This window comes from Streptomyces noursei (genome assembly GCF_016917755.1).
In the GTDB taxonomy this organism is placed as follows: domain Bacteria; phylum Actinomycetota; class Actinomycetes; order Streptomycetales; family Streptomycetaceae; genus Streptomyces; species Streptomyces yunnanensis.
The window spans coordinates 8,817,983-8,834,765 of the sequence record NZ_CP070326.1; the positions used below are offsets into that span (position 1 = coordinate 8,817,983).

Genomic DNA, 16,783 nt, shown 5'->3' on the forward strand with positions numbered 1-16,783 from the left:
CGCCCGGTGCCGTCTGGTGCGGGGGGTGGGGTGCGGATCGGGGCCCGGCGCCCTTCGGGCCGACCTGGGACCCGCTGGCTGCGGGTCGACCGAGAGCCGTTGTCTACTGAGCGCCGGGCCCCATCCGGGTCGCACCTGCCGACCGACCTAGCCATCGCCCTGGCGCTGGACCTGGCTCCCAGTGGCGGCGTGCCGGATGGCTCGCCGTCCCATGGCCCAGCTGCGTTCGACGACTGCGCGGAGGTCTCCCGGTCGGACGTCCTGTGGTGGACCCGGCCGAACCTACCCGCCGACCGGCGCCTGCTGTCAACAGTCGCTCCGCCTGCGTGGTTTTCGCGTCGTCCCAGGTCAGTGCCGAGCCTTCCCAGGTGGGGCAGGCGGGTTCGGGCGCGGTGTCCGCCGCCACCGGCGCCCGCGATGTCACTCGATCGGCCGGTCGAAGATCGGCCGTCCGCCGACGACCGTGCGCAGGCAGTGCGGAAGGTCGTTGCCGGGGGTGAGATCGGGCAGGCCAGGGGTGCCGGAGCGGGGGTCGGTCGACCAGCGCTCGACGCGCTCGTCGGGGGCCTGGACGATCAGGTCGCCGGTCCGCCAGACCGCGTAGTCGGCGGGGGCGCCGGGCATCAGGACGCCGGCGTCGTCACGGCCGATGGCCCGCCAGCCGCCGCGGGTGTGGGCGGTGAACGCGGCGCGGGCGGAGATGCCGTGGGCGCGGGTGCGGTGGAAGACGGCGGCGCGCACGGTGCCCCAGGGGTCGAGCGGGGTGACGGGGCTGTCGGAACCGAGGGCGAGCGGGACACCGGCCTTGAGCAGCGCGGCGTAGGGGTTGAGGCCGGCGGCCCGGTCGGCGCCGAGGCGGGCGGCGTACATCCCGTCGGGGCCGCCCCAGGCGGCGTCGAAGCCGGGCTGCACCGAGGCGGTCAGGGCCAGGTCGGCGAAGGCGGCGATGGTGGCTTCGGTGAGCATCTCGGCGTGCTCGACGCGGTGCCGGGCGGCGCGGACGCGGGCCAGGCCGACCCGGTCGGCGGCGGCCCGGACGCCGTCGGTGACGGTGGTCAGGGCGGCGTCGCCGATGGCGTGGAAGCCGGCCTGGATGCCGGCCTCGGTGCAGGCGGCGACATGGGCGGCGACGGTGTCGCGGTCGAGGTGCGCGGTGCCGGTGTGGGTCCCGCCGGCGCAGCCGGGAGGGGCATCGGCGTAGGGGGCGTGCAGATGCGCGGTGTGCGAGCCGAGCGAGCCGTCGGCGAAGAGGTCGCCGGCCGCGCCGTGCGCGCCGAGCGCACGGATCCGGTCGGCATCCTTTGCGGATGCGATCAGTTCGGCCCAGTAGCCGATGACGCGGGGGCCGGTGCCCTCGGCGGCCCGGGCGAGCAGCGCGGTGAAGTCGTCCTCGCTGGAGATCTCCGGGCCGGCGCACTCGTGGACGGTGCCGATGCCGAGCGAGGCGGCCCGGGTCAGCGCGGCGGCCTGGGCCTCGGCGCGCTGGGCGGGGGTGACGGTGGCGTACGCGGCGGCCCGTACGGCGTGGTGGGCGTCGCCGGTCAGCGGTGCCTCGGGGTGGAAGCCGGACCGCTCGCGGATGCCCGGGACCAGGTCGAGCAGGGCGGTGGTGACGACCGCGGAGTGCACGTCGACGCGGGTGAGGTAGAGGGGACGGCCGCCGGCGGCGGCGTCCAGTTCGGCGCGGGACGGCGGGCGGCCCTCGGGCCAGGCGCTGGCGTCCCAGCCGTGGCCGAGCAGCACGGTGCCGGCTGGCCGGCCGGCGGCGTACCCGCGGATCCGGTCGAGCGCCTCGGCCAGGGTGGCCGCACCGGAGAGGTCCAGACCGGTGAGGGTCAGCCCGGTGGCGGTGGTGTGCACATGTGCGTCCGTGAACGCCGGGGTGACCAGCGCGCCGTCGAGGTGGACGATCTCGTCGACGCCGTCGGCGAAGGAGTCGGCCGCGCCTTCCTCGCCGACCCAGGCGATCCGGTCGCCCTCGACGACCATCGCGGTGGCGAAGGGATCGGCGGGGCTGTGCACCTCACCGCCCCGCAGGAGAACGGTGCGGGAGGGGGCCTGCTCGGGGTTGCGCTCGCTCATACCGGACAGTTTCGTCCCTGCGCCGGGGCGCCCGGCGCCCGGGGGTCGACTCCCGGCCGGCTCAGATCCGCGGCGGGCGGGCCTCGTAGGGGGTGGAGAGCACCACCGTCGTGCGGGTGGAGACCCCGGCCAGGCTGCGGATGCGGGTGAGCAGGTGCTCCAGTTCCAGCGGGGTGGCGACCCGGACCTTGAGGATGTAGTTCTCGTCGCCGGCGACGCTGTGGCACGCCTCCAGCTCGGGGACCTCGGCGAGCCGGTCGGCGATGTCGTCGGGGGCGCTGGGGTCGAAGGGTTTGACCGAGATGAAGGCCGTCAGCGGCAGGCCCACGGCCTCGGGGTCGACGATGGCGGCGTAGCCGCGGATGACCCCGCGCTGCTCCAGGCGGCGCACCCGCTGGTGCACCGCCGAGGTGGACAGGCCGGTGGCCTTGCCCAGGTCGGTGTAGCTCATCCGCCCGTCCTTGACGAGCAGATCCACGATTTGTCGGTCCAACTCCTCCACCCGCTCAACCTACTGTGCGCGGGCGCGTGCGCGCAGCGCGCGCCGGATCGCGGACGCCCCAACACCGGTCCATGTGAGGAATGCCACACCGGTGACGCCGGCTCCGCGGGGCGCCGGCGATTATGCGCGCGGCATGAGGGGCATTGCTGGTGTTGGCCGAGACCGCCGGTCACACGAACGAAGTCAGCGGTCCGAGTGGCCCACCCGAGGGGGATGGACATCATGCGACGCCTGAAGCAGGACTTCGCCGCGGCCGACATCGGCGCCCAGGAGGGCGACAGTTTCGACTTCCTGATCGAGGACACCGCGGACGATCCCTTCGACACCTACGAGATCTACCGCGTGAGCTGCCCGGACTGCGGGCAGCCGATCGCGCTGCTCGCGGACGAGGACACCCTCCCGGAGCACGCGCTCTGCCCCTCGCCGTGGAACCCGTTCGCGCTGACGGTGTGCCAGGGCTCCGGCCGGCCGGCGGCCGACGCCGCGGACACCGACGACATGATGGACGCTCACGAGCAGGACGCGGCGATCCTGTTGACCCTTCCCGAGGGCCTGGACTGGCGGCGCCAGCCGTTCTCGCACCCCGGCGGCCCGGGTGAGCGGCCGGCCCGGGTGCCGCGCTCGCGCCGCCGGAGCTGAGGTTCCGCGGGCCGGCCGCGACTCACCAGTAGCGGCCGGCGAGCATCGCCTCCAGTGTGTCCCGGTGCATGATCAGCCCGTCGGGGTCGGCCGGGACAGGCACTCCCCCAGCTGACGCCGGGGGTACCCCCACGCCGAAGTGGATCTGACGGTAGGCCACCCTGAGCATCACGATGGCGTGCCGCAGGGCCGCGTAGAGGGTGTGGAACTCCATCGCGCGGGGCTCGTGCCCGGTCAGCCGGGCGTAGCGGGCCTCGACGCGGTCGCGGCGCAGGAAGTCGGGCAGGCCGCGCTGCCCGCCGCCCTGCGTGAGGTCCTGGAAGAAGCGGTGGAGGTAGATCATCCAGCCCAGGTCCAGCTCGCGGGGGCCGAGGGCGGCCATCTCCCAGTCCAGGATCGCGGCCGGTGCGAAGCCGTCGTAGACGATGTTGCCGATCCGGGCGTCGCCCCAGGTCAGTACGGTCTCGCCGGGGTCCTCGGGCCAGTGGTCGGCGAGCCAGGCGAAGCCGCGCTCGATGAGCGGGGAGCGCGGGAGGCCGTCGACCACCCAGGCGTAGTAGGCGCGTTGGGCGTCGACGTGCCGCCGGAGCGGGTTCCCGGCGCCGGGCAGGGCGAGGAACTCCGCTGATTCCACGGGGACTTGGTCGTGCAGGCGGGCGAGGACGGCGACGCTCGCGGCCTCCAGCCGGTCGCTTTCGGCGTCGGTCGCGTCGTACAGCCAATTCCCCTCGTACGTATAGGGCATGACGTCGGGCGGTACCCGGCCGGAGACGCGGGGCATGACGAAGAACGGCGCGCCGAGGTGCGCGGGGTCCTCCTCCAGCCAGAAGGGGCGGGGCACCGGCAGGTCGGTGCGGTCGGCGACCAGGCGCATGGTGCGGTACTGCCGGGGCATGTCGTAGCGCGGGAAGATCGCGTACGCGGCGGGGTCGCCGGCCAGCCGCAGGACGCAGGGGGTGGGGGCCTCGCCCTGCGCGTGCGCGGCCGAGGGTTCGGCGGAGTCCGGGGCCGGCTGGTCGATGTCGAAGAGCAGGGTCTCGCTGGACATGCCGTTGGAGGCGGGCACGGTGATCGCGGTGACCCGGGGCGCCGGGAGGGGGATGCCCACTGCGGCTGGAGGACCCCCTTGTTCGGCCGGAGTCGGGAGCCCGTGGGAGGGGTCGAGAGCCCGGGTGCGGGTGGCGAGCCAGGCGGTGAGCCGCCGGGTGAGGTCCTCGGGGTCGCGGGTGGTGGTGCGGGGGCGCGGGGTGGCGGTCATCGGGCGGCCTCCCCGGGGCGGCGGGTGCGGCCGGGGGCGACGGAGTCGTAGCCGGTGAAGCCGCTGGGGTCGTGGCGGCCGAAGCTGCCGTGCTCGAAGATGCCGTAGCCGGTGCGGCCGTCGAGGGTGAAGCGGGCGGCGTGATCGGTGACCCCGTAGGCGGTATGGGGGTGGGCGGCCGGATCGGAGAGATCGTAGACGCGACGGTCGATCCAACCGCGGCCCTGCCAGGTGCCGTGCTGCCAGTCGTCGGCATGGGGGTCCCCCTTGCTCGAACGGAGTTGAGAGCTTGGGGGCGGGTAGCCGGCGCCGAGGGCGAGCGGCGAGGAGGTGAGGATCTCGGCGGTGAGTTCGAGGGGCTTGCGGGCGGGGTCGGTGAGGTGGAGGACGGCGCGCTCGGGGTGGCGGGTGCCGGGGCGGTAGCCGATGTCGGCGTAGGGCCAGCCGAGTTGGCGGTCGGGAGCGCCGTCGCGGACCAGCCGCGCCTCGTTGAGGGTGCGGTGGCCGTCGGCGTCCTCCTGGACGATGACCATGACGAACCGGTCGTCGAAGCGGACCGGGCACCAGATCCAGTGGAACCCCTCGGTGGGCGCCTCGGCGGCGGCCCGCCCGCCGTCCTCGCCGGGTATCGGGCGCACGCCCCAGCTGCGGTCCCGGGTGCCGGTCCACTCCCCCGCGGTGACGGTGAGCCGCTCGCCGGCCGCCTGGAGGGTGCCGGTGCAGGTGCCGGCCTGGACGAAGCGGCGGCCCTCCAGGATCAGCCGGCCGCCGCGGTGCTGGGTGTGGTGCGGTTCCCAGGTGGCGGGGAAGGAGGCGGTCCAGGTGAGGTCGTAGGAGAGGCCGTCGGGGTCGGACGGGTCGGGGTCGCAGGTGAGCCGGAGGCGGCGCAGGGGCTCCTCGACGGTGATCGTGAGCGGGCCGACGGTGAGCGCCAGGCGGTCGTCGGTGAGCGCGTCGGAGGCCCGGACGGCGTGCAGCCGGTCGCCGAGGCGCAGGGTGGCGTAGGCGTCGATGACGCCGGTGTTGGGGTAGACCCCGAGGCCGGCGATGAGCAGGGCGCGGCCGGTGTGGTCCAGGACGTGGAAGATACAGCGGTCGTAGGCGTTGCGGTCGCTGGTGGCGACCTGCCGCATGGAGAGCGGCGCCTGGTGGATGGGGTATTCGTCGAGCGCGATCGGACGGTCGGACACGGTCCCTCCTGGGCACGGCCGGACGGTGGATCACCGGGAAACGGAGAATTGACGGTACGTCAGATAGCGCTGGGCGGCCACACCCCCGAGGAAGGTGATGGGGCGGCTCGCCACCGCGCCCGGTGGCGACCTGTGTGCCGACAGCGCTCCGCATCCGGCCCGGGAGCGACGAAGAGGCGTCCTTGCGCGCCCGAACCGCCCGTCGCACAAGGCGAGTCGAGGTGGCGCGCGGACGGGCGGGGCGGGGCGTCCGACCGGCCCCGCCCCGGTGACTCAGTGCGACTCCGGCCCCGCCAGGTGCCGGGCGATCACCATCCGCTGGATCTGGTTGGTGCCCTCGACGATCTGGAGGACCTTGGCCTCGCGCATGAAGCGCTCGACCGGGAAGTCGACGGTGTAGCCGTAGCCGCCGAGGAGTTGGACGGCGTCGGTGGTCACCCTCATCGCGGCGTCGGTGCAGAACAGCTTGGCCATCGCCGCCTCCTTGGAGAACGGCGCGCCGGCGTCGCGCAGCCGGGCGGCGGCGAGGTACAGCGACCGGCCCGCCTCCACCTGCGTCGCCATGTCCGCGAGCATGAACCGCAGACCCTGGAAGTCGACGATCGGGCGGCCGAATTGGCGGCGACCGGCGGTGTAGGCGAGGGCCTCGTCCAGTGCTGCCTGGGCGACGCCGATGGCGCAGGCGGCGATGCCGAGGCGGCCGGAGTCCAGGGCCGAGAGCGCGATGGAGAAGCCCTGGCCCTCGTCGCCGATCCGGCGGGAGTCGGGCACCCGGACCCCGTCGAAGTGCAGCTGTGCGGTCGGCGAGCCCTTCATGCCCATCTTGCGTTCGGGCTTGGCGGGCCTGAGGCCCTCGGCGTCGCCGGGCACCAGGAAGGCGGTGATGCCATGGGCGCCGTTGCCGCCGGTGCGGGCCAGCACGGTGTAGAAATCGGCCACCCCGCCGTGGGTGATCCACGCCTTGGTCCCTTCCAGGGTCCAAGTGTCGCCGCTGCGGGTGGCCCGGGTGGTCAGCGAGGCCGCGTCGGAGCCGGCGGCGGGCTCGGAGAGGCAGTAGGCGCCGAGCAGGCCGCCGCCGAGCATGGCCGGGAGGTACTCGGCGCGCTGCTCCTTGGTGCCGTATCCGGCGAGCGCGTGACAGGCCAGGGTGTGGACGCTGACGCCGAGGCCGACGGTGAGCCGGGCGGCGGCGAGCTCCTCCAGGACCTGGAGGTAGACCTCGTAGGGCTGACCGCCGCCGCCGAATTCGTCGGCGTACGGGAGCGAGAGCAGGCCGGACTCGGAGAGCAGGGTGAACAGGGCCCGCGGGAAGCGGCCGGCTTCCTCCTCCTCGGCGGCCGCTGGCCGGATCTCGCGCTCGGCGAGCTCACGGACCAGGGCCATCAGGTCGCGGGCCTCCTCGGTGGGCAGCCTGCGGTCCACCGGCGGCGGAACGTAGTCGGTCATGGCGGCGCTCTCCTCCCTTTCGGGCGCTACGGCGACGCGCGCAGGGTTGGCGGCGGCGCCGGTTTCCGTCGTGCCTGGCCGATGATCGCTTTCCGGGTCGCGGAAGGCGATGACCTGCGGCTGTGGCGCTAGGAGTATGCCCGATCGGCGGCCCGGCGTCACGGGTTGATCATCGATCGTCGGGCAGATCCGGACCACATCGCGCAGCGGGCGACGCCGTCGGCAAATTGGTCCGAACCATTGACTCAGTGGTCTAGTCCTTCTACCTTCTCCACCAACGTTTCGCGCGTTCATGCCAATTCGGCAGGCATGTGCCCCGGAACGCCGCCATGCTCCACCCTCGCCCCCTCCGAGGAGACGACATGCTCAGACCGCACCGGAAGCGAGCGCCGCGGAAGTTGATCGCCGCCGCGACCGCCCTGTGTACCGCGGCCCTGGCCGGCACGCTGTTCGCCGGTTCCGCCTCCGCCCACCCGTCGCCCGCCACCGCCCCGGCAGGAACCGCTGCGCGGCACCCCGTCTCGTCACCCACCGGCGTCCCCACCGCCACCCACCCGGTCACCGCGGCCCGGACCGCCGCGGCCGGCAACAAGGTCGTCGGGTACTTCACCAACTGGGGCATCTACGGCCGCAATTACCAGGTCAAGAACATCGAGACCTCCGGCTCCGCGGCCAGGCTGACGCATATCAACTACGCATTCGGCAACGTCCAGGGCGGCAAGTGCGCCATCGGCGACTCCTACGCCGACTACGACAAGGCGTTCACCGCCGACCAGAGCGTCGACGGCAAGGCCGACACCTGGGACGACCCGAACGGTCTGCGCGGCAACTTCAACCAGCTGCGCAAGCTCAAGAAGCTGCACCCCGACCTCAAGGTGCTCTGGTCGTTCGGCGGTTGGACCTGGTCGGGCGGGTTCGGCGAGGCCGCCAAGAACCCGGCGGCGTTCGCCCAGTCCTGCTACGACCTGGTCAAGGACAAGCGCTGGGCGGACGTCTTCGACGGCATCGACGTCGACTGGGAGTACCCCAATGCCTGTGGTCTGACCTGCGACACCAGCGGCAAGGACGCCTTCACCGGCGTCCTGAAGGCGCTCCGGGAGAAGTTCGGCCAGAGCAACCTGGTGACCGCGGCGATCACCGCGGACGCGTCGGACGGCGGCAAGATGGACGCCACCGACTACGCGGGCGCGGCCCAGTACGTCGACTGGTACGACCCGATGACCTACGACTACTTCGGCGCGTGGGACGCCAAGGGGCCGACCGCCCCGCACTCCCCGTTGACGTCGTACAACGGCATACCGAAGGCCGGGTTCAACAGCACCGACACCATCGCCAAGCTCAAGAAGCTGGGCGTCCCGTCGGACAAGCTGCTGCTGGGCGTCGGCTTCTACGGCCGCGGCTGGTCGGGCGTCACCCAGGACGCGCCGGGCGGCACCGCGACCGGCGCGGCACCTGGCACCTACGAGGCGGGCATCGACGACTACAAGGTGCTCAAGACCCGCTGCCCGGCCACCGGCACGGTGGGCGGCACCGCCTACGCCAAGTGCGGTGACCAGTGGTGGAGTTACGACACCCCGCAGACCATCGGGAACAAGATGGCCTACAAGGACGCCCAGGGCCTGGGCGGGACGTTCTTCTGGGAGCTGAGCGGCGACACCCCCGACGGTGAGCTGATCAAGTCCATCACGTAGGACCGGGAGCACCGGCCACGGGGGGACCGCACCGACGAACCGCCCCGAGGAACGGGGGACGCGAGCGGGCGGGAGGCGACGGCCTTCCGCCCGCTCCGTAGCGCCCGGCCCGACGGCGACCGGGGCGGCACCTCGTCAGGCCGGCGGCCGGGGCGGCGCCGGACAGCCCGGCTCGAACTCCTCTATCAGGCGGAGGGTGTCCCCCAGCCCGCGGACCAGCAGCAACGCGACGGTCTCGCGCGGCAGCTCCTGCTCCTCGATCCAGTCGAGGGTGACGCCCTCGACGCTGGAGAGCCAGCCGGTCAACGCCGTGCGGGCGAGCACCGGGATCTCCTCCCGCCCCCAGGCGCCGCGCGCGATGGTGTCGAGCAGCCGGGCGCGGACCCGGGCACGGATGGCCAACACCTCGGCGTCGAAGCCGACCCCGCCGGTGACGATCGTGCGGTAGGCGGCCTGGTGGTACTGGGCGTAGCGCAGATAGCCGTCGGCGGTGCGCCGGACGCGCTCGACCGGTGGCAGGTCGTGGGTGCTGCCGGCCCGCTCGACGAGTTCGGCCACCGCGTCCTCGATGATCGCGAGGTAGTAGCCGCGTTTGTTGGTGAAGTAGTAGTAGATCAGGCCCTTGGCGACCCCCGCCTGGCGCGCGATGTCGTCCATGGACAGCGCGTCGTAGGAGGTGTCGGCGAACAACTTCTTTCCGGTGGCTATCAGTTCGGCCCGACGCGCCTGGTAGCGGTCGGTTCCGTGGGCGCCGCGCGAGGCCGCCCGTCCGCGCTGTTGACTCTTATTCAAAATCCGCCCTAGTCTCCAACTGCCAGGATTTTTGCGCAGTATGACAGAACGTCATCTGTGCCCTCGGCTCTGCGGTGGGCCCCCGCGGACAGCTCCATGAAGCACTTCCCTCGCGCATTCGACCGCTGCCCCGGGGAGGACGCAGTGAGCACACCGAACGGTACGGCGCCCGAAGGACGGACCGCCTGGAAGAAGACCGCGGCGGTGGCGGTGCCCGCCGTACTCGCCGTGGGCGCGCTGGCCGCCGCGATGGCCCAGGGCGCGTTGGCCGCCTCCTTCGCGGTGTCCGGCAGCAACTTCCAGGTCGCGTCGGGCAAGCTGACCAGCGCCGGCCTCGCCTCGTACGTGCACACCGACCGCGACGCCGACGACCACGGCCACCCGGTCGCCCTGCTGGGCATCGGCAAGGCCGACCTGACCGACATCTGCCAGGCCGCGCGGGTCGAGACCCCGGTGGGGACCGTGGTGTTCAAGCTGACCGCGGGCGGCGACGCCGGGCCGGTGCGCGCCGACAACCTCGTCATCGACGGGGAGGACCTGGTCGGCGACGCCCGGTTCGGCACCGCCCAGATCGGCCGGGACGCCGGCACCCTCGACGCGGTGCCGGGGGTCAAGGGCCCGCGCGGGAAGTTCGGACTCCAGGCCGGCAACATCGAGGTGGCCGGCGTCAAGTCGCACGCCTGGTCCGCCACCGGCGGCAACTTCCGCCTCAAGGGACTGCGGGTGAGCGTGAGCCTGGACGGCCGGACGTGTTTCTGAGCGCGCGCCGCGCCCGGTGGGGCGCCCGCCTGGACCGGGCCCTGCCCTGGCCGCAGCGGCGGGCCGCGCTGCGCCGGTGGCGCCGAACCCGGCCGTTCTGGGGCGGGCTGCTGCTCCTGCTGGGCGGCGTCGAACTGCTGCTGGTGCCGCTCTCCCCGCTGCCCGTGCTGATCAGCCTGGGGCTGGGCGGACTGGCCGCGCTGGGCATCGGGCTGGCGCTGATGGCGGCCGGGGTGTTCCTGTGGTGCACGCCGGCCGCGCACCACTACGTGAGCATCAATGCGCTGATCCTGTCGGTGCTCTCGTTCGCCGCGACCAACCTCGGCGGGTTCCTGATCGGGATGGGACTGGGGATCGCCGGCAGCGCGATGGGATTCGGCTGGACGCCGGTCCGGGACGCCACGGCGGACGGCGGCCGGACGGGGGCGGACGACTCGGAGGGAGCGGCGGGCGGAGACGAGGCGGAGGACGCGCCGGACCCTGCGCCCGCCCGCCGCGGCACCGGCAGCAAGGCCCTCGCCGTCGGGCTGCCGCTCGCGCTGCTCACCGCCCTCGGCGGACCGGCGCAGCGGGCCGTGGCGACCGGCCCGCCGGCGCCGGCGGTCCCGCCGACCGTGACCACCACGAAGTTCGCCCCGCAGGGCTTCACCCTGGCCGGCGTGACCACCGTCCCGACGGCCGGCGGGCCGAAGAAGGTGATGGTGCTGCGCATGAAAGCGGCTTCCCTGACCGACTACCGCCTCCTCACCCATGACGCGCAGGGCCCGCAACTCCGCCTGTCCTCCGACGCGTTGGACCTCAAGGGCGAGGTGACCCTCTACCTCACCAAGTTCAGCGGCTGCATCGAGGGGGTGCTCTGTCTCACCTTCACCCCCGACACCCTGCCCGTTCCCCCGATCGTCCCGCCGTTCGTCTACATGACGCGGGTGACCGCCGAGCAGGCCCTGGTGACCTCGGACCTGATCGTCGCGAACGGCCTGCGGCTCCAGGCGGGCGACCCGGCCGGCGGCTGAGCCGACGCGCCCGACGCGGGGTTTACGGCCCCGCCCGCTACGAGCACCATCGGCGTACGGGCAGGAGCCGCAACGGAGAGGTGAGGCGTGGGCAATCCTTGGCTGGCGATCGAGGCGGGCGCCGATCCGGCCGAACGCATCCGTACGGTGCGCCGGGCGCACGCGGTGTTCCTGAGCGACGGGACGGTGGCGCCGCCGGTCCGGCAGGTGGTCGCCGACTCCTGGCGCCGCTCGGCCCGGGCGTGCGCGGCCCCGGAGGGCGTGGCCCCCGTCGAACTCGACGAGGCCGCGCTGCGCAGCTACCGCGAGGCGCACCCGCTGGCCCGCGCGATGCCGGTCTTCCGGGAGTTGCTGGGCGGCATCGCCCAGGACGGGGTGCATCTGCTGGCGGTCTGCGACCCGCAGGGGCGGCTGCTGTGGGTGGAGGGGCACCCGGGGGTGCTGCGCCGTGCCGCACGGATGAACTTCGTGGTCGGCGCCCGTTGGGACGAACGGCACGCCGGCACCAACGCGCCGGGCACCGCGCTCGCCGCCGACCACGCCGTCCAGATCTTCGCCACCGAGCACTACAACCGGCGGGCGCAGCCCTGGACGTGCGCCGCCGCACCGCTGCACGACCCGCGGACCGGGCGGCTGCTGGGCGCCGTGGACATCACCGGCGGCGACCACCTGGCCAGCCCGCACAGCCTCGCCCTGGTCCAGGCCACCGCCCGCGCCGCGGAGGCCCATCTCGCCGTCAGGACAAGGGAGTCGGGCACCCATCTGACGGCGCTCGGGCGCGACGAGGCGCTGTTGGTACGCGACGGCGAGCGCCTGCGGCTGGGCCGCCGGCACAGCGAGATCATGGTACTGCTCGCCCACCATCCGGCCGGCCTGACGGGGGAACAGCTCGCGGTGCTGATCTACGGCGAGCGGGAGGTGCGGCCGGTGACCTTACGGGCCGAGCTGGCCCGGCTGCGGCAGCTCGTCGGCCCGCTGCTGTGCTCCCGCCCGTACCGTCTGGGCGCTCCGGTGGAGACCGATCTGTGCGCCGTGGAACGGGAGGTGATGGCCCATCACCTCACCTCGGCGCTCGACACCTACCGCGGCCCGCTGCTGCCGTCGTCCGAGGCGCCCGGCATCCGCCGGCTGCGCACCGCACTGGAGGACCGGCTGCGCCGGGCGCTGCTCGCCGCCGGTGACCCGGACCAGCTCCGGGCGTGGGCACACACGCCCTGGGGCGAACACGACCTGGAGATCCGGGAGGCCCTGGTGGGCGCCCTGCCGGAGCGCTCCCCGGCGCGCGCCGCGGCCGCCACCGCGGCCGGTCGGCTGCGCACCGAGTACGGCCTGACCGCCGGCCGCACCGGCCCGCGCCCCGGGCTCGCCGACCGCACCGGAGCCGCCGCCCCGTGACGGAACGCCCCGGCCCGCCGGCCCCGCTCCCCCGTCGCCGCACCGCGCAACGTTCGTGCAACCTCCGCCGCCCTACCCTCCCCACCACCGCCCGCCGCACGGGAGCGGCGGGCCACGCCGCGCAAGTGATGGGGAGGCCGTCCGTGGCACGTTATGCGCACCCCGGGTCCACCGATGCCGTGATGAGCTATCAGTCCCGCTACGACCACTGGATCGGCGGTGAGTTCGTGGCGCCCGCCCAGGGCCGGTACTTCGAGAACCCGACGCCGGTCAACGGTCAGCCGTTCACGGAGGTCGCCCGCGGCACGGCCGAGGACGTCGAGCGCGCCCTGGACGCGGCCCACGCCGCCGCCCCCGGCTGGGCCCGCACCCCCGCGGCGGAACGCGCCGGGGTGCTCAACAAGATCGCCGACCGGATGGAACAGCACCTGGAGGCGCTGGCGGTCGCCGAGAGCTGGGAGAACGGCAAGCCCGTACGGGAGGCGCTGGCCGCGGACATCCCGCTCGCCATCGACCACTTCCGCTACTTCGCGGGCGCGGTCCGGGCCCAGGAGGGCACCCTCTCGGAGATCGACGAGGACACCGTCGCGTACCACTTCCACGAGCCGCTGGGCGTGGTCGGCCAGATCATCCCCTGGAACTTCCCCATCCTGATGGCGACGTGGAAGCTGGCCCCGGCACTGGCCGCCGGCAACACGGTGGTCCTCAAACCCGCCGAACAGACCCCGGCGTCGGTGCACTTCCTGATGAGCCTGATCGCCGACCTGCTGCCGCCGGGCGTCGTCAACATCGTCAACGGCTTCGGCGTCGAGGCGGGCAAGCCGCTGGCGTCCAGCCCCCGAGTGGCCAAGATCGCCTTCACCGGCGAGACCACCACCGGCCGACTGATCATGCAGTACGCCTCCGAGCACCTGCGGCCGGTGACCCTGGAGTTGGGCGGCAAGAGCCCCAACATCTTCTTCGACGACGTCTCCCGGGCCGCCGACGACTTCCAGGACAAGGCCCTCGAAGGCTTCACCATGTTCGCCCTCAACCAGGGCGAGGTGTGCACCTGCCCGTCCCGGGCACTGATCCAGCGCGGGCACTACGCCGACTTCCTGGCGGCCGGCGTCTCCCGCACGGAGAAGATCGTCCAGGGCCACCCCCTCGACACCGACACCATGATCGGTGCGCAGGCGTCCAACGACCAACTGGAGAAGATCCTCTCCTACTTCGACATCGGCCAGAAGGAGGGCGCCAAGGTCCTCACCGGCGGCACCCGGGCCGAGCTGGGCGGCGAGCTGGAGGGCGGCTACTACGTCCGCCCGACCATCTTCGAGGGCAACAACGACATGCGGATCTTCCAGGAGGAGATCTTCGGCCCGGTCGTGGCGGTGGCCCCGTTCGCCGACTTCGATGAGGCGATCACGATCGCCAACGACACCCTCTACGGCCTCGGCGCCGGCGTCTGGACCCGCGACGGCTCCACGGCCTACCGCGCCGGCCGCGCCATCCAGGCCGGCCGGGTATGGACCAACTGCTACCACGCCTACCCCGCCCACGCCGCCTTCGGCGGCTACAAGCAGTCCGGCATCGGCCGCGAAACCCACAAGATGATGCTGGACCACTACCAGCAGACCAAGAACCTCCTCGTCTCGTACTCGCCGAAGAAGCTCGGGTTCTTCTAAAGGCACGAGAAAAGGCGCCTGACCTGGACTTTTTCCTGTCAGGCGCCTTCCGTTCGGCCCGCTCACCCCAGGGCCCGCTCACCCCAGGGCCCGGTTTACGCCATAACTCCCAGTTTCCCCCACCGCTATCCCGCTCCTGACCAGCTGTTCCGGACCAGTCGCGGACCAAACCCCCGACTCACCCCTCAGGCGCCACACCCTGGCTGACGCGGTCCCACTCCTTCATCGACTGCTCGATGAGGCGGTTGGCCTGCTCCCGGACCCCGTCCAGGAACTTGGCGTAGTGGCGGAAGGGGACTTCGATCCGAACACACCAAAGGCGAGCGGGAAGAGCCCCACCATGCCCACGGATTCGACCAGATCAGCCACGCGCCGCAGCCGCACCTGCACATGCTCGGGCAGCTCCACCGCCAAGCCCCCCAGCGGCAACACCGCTGCCACGCACAGCACGACGAGCGGCCCGGCGCCTCCTGCATGCTCCATCCACAACACCAACCAGGGAGTAATAGTCAAGACCTGTGGATCGTTGAAGTTATCGTCTGATGCTCCGGTGCCATCGGATCTCGCCTTCGTGCCATTCGTCGGTGGGTGTGAGGCCGGCGGCAGTGGCGACGGCGGCGGATGCCCGGTGTTCGGGGTGGATGTGGGCGATGGCGGTGTGCACCGGCTGCCGGCTGAGCCAGTCGACGAGTCCTCGGGCCGCTTCGGTGGCGATGCCCCGCCCTTGCCACGGGGTCCCCACCACCCAGGCGATCTCGGCGATGAGTCCGTGGCCGGAGGGGCCGACCGTCGCCTGGACGGTGCCCGTCAGGGAGGACTCGTCCCGGAGCCGGATTACCCAGTTCAGCCAGGAGACGGCCGGGTCGGGAGAGCCTGCGGTCATGCGCTGGTAGCGCGAGCGCAGGGCTTGGGGGGTGTCCGGAGTGCCGCCGATGAAGGTGTGCAGGGCCGGGTCGGACAGCACGGCGGCCATCTCCTCGGCGTGCTCGACGTGCAGCGGCAGCAGGTCCAGCCGCCGGGTGCTGAGGGCCTGGGCCGCGAGGGTGCTCACGCTGCGACCGCCTCGGGGCGTTCGACGAGCTGACCGCGTTCGAAGCGGGCTCCGGCACGGACGAGGGCGACGAGGTGGGGCGCGTCCACCGCCCGCCACCGCTGCTGGGCGGACTCGACGAGTTTGAAGACCATGGCCAGGGCGGCGCCGCGGGAGCCGGCGCCGCGAGTGACCTTGGTCCGCAGCCGGACGGTGGAGAACGTGGACTCGATGGGGTTCGTGGTCCGCAGGTGGATCCAGTGTTCGGCCGGGAAGCCGTAGAACGCCAGCAGCTCCTCCTGGTCATCGGTGATCTTCTTGACCGCCTTGGGGAACTTCGCGCCGTAGAGCTGGGCGAACGTCTTGATCGCCGCCTCGGCGTGGTCGCGGTCCTCGGCGTTGTAGATGTCCTGGATGGCCTTCTTCGCGGCAGGCTGCGCGGACTTCGGCATGGAGTCGAGGACATTGGCGGTTTTGTGAACCCAGCACCTTTGCTCGCGGGTGTCGGGGAACACCTCGGCCAGCGCTTTCCAGAAGCCCAGGGCGCCGTCGCCGACCGCGAGGATGGGGGCGCGCATGCCCCGGCGGGCGCAGTCGCGCAGCAGGTCGGCCCACGACTCACCGGATTCGCGGTAGCCGTCCTTGAGGGCGACCAGTTCCTTGGAGCCGTCGGCGCGGACGCCGATGAGCACCAGGACGCAGGCTTTGGCCTCCTCCAGGCGGACGTTGAGGTGGATGCCGTCGGCCCATACGTAGACGTAGTCGACCTCCGCGAGGTCGCGGTCCATGAAGGCGGCGTGGTCGGCCTGCCACTGCGTCGTCAGCCGGGTGACCGTAGCCGCCGAGAGCCCGGCGGAGGAGCCGAGGAACTGCTCCAGGGCGGGCACGAAGTCGCCGGAGGACAGGCCGTGCAGGTAGAGCAGGGGCAGCACCTCGCTGATCTTCGGGGACTTGCGGCACCACGGCGGCAGGATCGCGGACGAGAACCGCTTGCGCTCGCCCGTGGCCTCGTCGACCCGCTTGTCGTTCACCCGCGGCGCCTTGACCTCGACCACGCCGGCCGCGGTGGTGACCTTCCGGGGCTGGTGATAGCCATTGCGGACCACCAGGCGGCGCCCCTTGTCGTCGCGCTCATCGGCCAACTCGGCTATGTAGGCGTTGACTTCGACCTCAAGCGCGGCGGCCAGCATCCGCCGTGCGCCTTCCCGAACGACCTCATCCAGCAGCGAACTGCCGCTTGGCGTGGTGCCGTCCTCGTTGACTACCGCAAGCACGGACGTGCCTTCCCGACCGACGCTGCAACGTCGGCCTTGCTCGAT

At 72.6% G+C, this 16,783-nt stretch carries 14 protein-coding genes and 1 pseudogene; 6 read left to right on the top strand and 9 right to left on the bottom strand.

Annotated elements, in window-relative coordinates; translation table 11 throughout:
- Window positions 1–420: 420 nt before the first annotated feature.
- Window positions 421–2,082 carry an amidohydrolase gene (locus JNO44_RS38430; RefSeq protein ID WP_205368620.1) on the bottom strand — a complete coding sequence of 554 codons (1,662 nt, stop codon included), beginning with the start codon at window positions 2,080–2,082 and terminating at the stop codon, window positions 421–423.
- A gap of 61 nt (window positions 2,083–2,143) precedes the next feature.
- Complete coding sequence (locus tag JNO44_RS38435; RefSeq protein WP_026248099.1) at window positions 2,144–2,584, bottom strand: Lrp/AsnC family transcriptional regulator; 441 nt, start codon at window positions 2,582–2,584, stop codon at window positions 2,144–2,146.
- A gap of 213 nt (window positions 2,585–2,797) precedes the next feature.
- Between JNO44_RS38435 and JNO44_RS38440 the strand changes: the two genes are divergently transcribed.
- Window positions 2,798–3,223: a hypothetical protein gene (locus JNO44_RS38440; RefSeq protein WP_174717846.1), complete on the top strand. Its 426-nt coding sequence runs from the start codon at window positions 2,798–2,800 to the stop codon at window positions 3,221–3,223.
- Window positions 3,224–3,245: 22 nt separating this feature from the next.
- Here the strand turns inward: JNO44_RS38440 and JNO44_RS38445 are convergent, their stop codons facing one another.
- From JNO44_RS38445 to JNO44_RS38455, 3 genes are all read right to left on the bottom strand, one after another.
- Window positions 3,246–4,481 (bottom strand): phosphotransferase family protein, encoded by a 1,236-nt coding sequence (locus JNO44_RS38445; RefSeq protein WP_205368621.1) that lies wholly within the window; start codon window positions 4,479–4,481, stop codon window positions 3,246–3,248.
- A complete protein-coding gene (locus JNO44_RS38450; protein WP_205368622.1) occupies window positions 4,478–5,671 on the bottom strand; it encodes an Rv3169 family protein in 1,194 nt (397 codons plus the stop codon). The genes JNO44_RS38445 and JNO44_RS38450 overlap by 4 nt, the downstream gene beginning before the upstream one ends.
- 273 nt (window positions 5,672–5,944) lie before the next feature.
- On the bottom strand, window positions 5,945–7,117 hold the full coding sequence (locus JNO44_RS38455; protein WP_205368623.1) for an acyl-CoA dehydrogenase family protein: 1,173 nt from the start codon (window positions 7,115–7,117) through the stop codon (window positions 5,945–5,947).
- 362 nt (window positions 7,118–7,479) lie between these two features.
- On the opposite strand from JNO44_RS38455, the gene JNO44_RS38460 reads away from it, so the two are divergent.
- Window positions 7,480–8,808 (top strand): glycoside hydrolase family 18 protein, encoded by a 1,329-nt coding sequence (locus tag JNO44_RS38460; RefSeq protein WP_205368624.1) that lies wholly within the window; start codon window positions 7,480–7,482, stop codon window positions 8,806–8,808.
- Window positions 8,809–8,943: 135 nt separating this feature from the next.
- Here the strand turns inward: JNO44_RS38460 and JNO44_RS38465 are convergent, their stop codons facing one another.
- The gene (locus tag JNO44_RS38465; protein WP_205368625.1) at window positions 8,944–9,600 is read right to left on the bottom strand and encodes a TetR/AcrR family transcriptional regulator; all 657 of its coding nucleotides are present in this window, start codon (window positions 9,598–9,600) and stop codon (window positions 8,944–8,946) included.
- Window positions 9,601–9,744: 144 nt separating this feature from the next.
- On the opposite strand from JNO44_RS38465, the gene JNO44_RS38470 reads away from it, so the two are divergent.
- The 4 genes from JNO44_RS38470 (at window position 9,745) to exaC (ending at window position 14,434) form a co-directional block, all read left to right on the top strand.
- Window positions 9,745–10,359: a DUF6230 family protein gene (locus JNO44_RS38470; RefSeq protein WP_205368626.1), complete on the top strand. Its 615-nt coding sequence runs from the start codon at window positions 9,745–9,747 to the stop codon at window positions 10,357–10,359.
- On the top strand, window positions 10,350–11,372 hold the full coding sequence (locus JNO44_RS38475; protein WP_205368627.1) for a DUF6114 domain-containing protein: 1,023 nt from the start codon (window positions 10,350–10,352) through the stop codon (window positions 11,370–11,372). Before JNO44_RS38470 ends, JNO44_RS38475 begins: the two co-directional genes overlap by 10 nt.
- An 87-nt stretch (window positions 11,373–11,459) precedes the next feature.
- The gene (locus JNO44_RS38480; protein ID WP_205368628.1) at window positions 11,460–12,767 is read left to right on the top strand and encodes a helix-turn-helix domain-containing protein; all 1,308 of its coding nucleotides are present in this window, start codon (window positions 11,460–11,462) and stop codon (window positions 12,765–12,767) included.
- 143 nt (window positions 12,768–12,910) lie between these two features.
- Complete coding sequence (exaC, locus tag JNO44_RS38485; RefSeq protein WP_205368629.1) at window positions 12,911–14,434, top strand: acetaldehyde dehydrogenase ExaC; 1,524 nt, start codon at window positions 12,911–12,913, stop codon at window positions 14,432–14,434.
- A 222-nt stretch (window positions 14,435–14,656) separates the two neighbouring features.
- Here the strand turns inward: exaC and JNO44_RS44155 are convergent.
- The 3 genes and pseudogenes from JNO44_RS44155 to JNO44_RS38495 all read right to left on the bottom strand — a co-directional run.
- A pseudogene (locus tag JNO44_RS44155) lies at window positions 14,657–14,929 on the bottom strand (hypothetical protein); the annotation flags it as partial.
- A gap of 37 nt (window positions 14,930–14,966) precedes the next feature.
- Complete coding sequence (locus JNO44_RS38490; protein WP_205361017.1) at window positions 14,967–15,485, bottom strand: GNAT family N-acetyltransferase; 519 nt, start codon at window positions 15,483–15,485, stop codon at window positions 14,967–14,969.
- Window positions 15,482–16,738, bottom strand: a complete 1,257-nt coding sequence (locus tag JNO44_RS38495) for an IS256 family transposase (RefSeq protein WP_205368630.1) — start codon at window positions 16,736–16,738, stop codon at window positions 15,482–15,484. Before JNO44_RS38495 ends, JNO44_RS38490 begins: the two co-directional genes overlap by 4 nt.
- Window positions 16,739–16,783 lie beyond the last annotated feature (45 nt).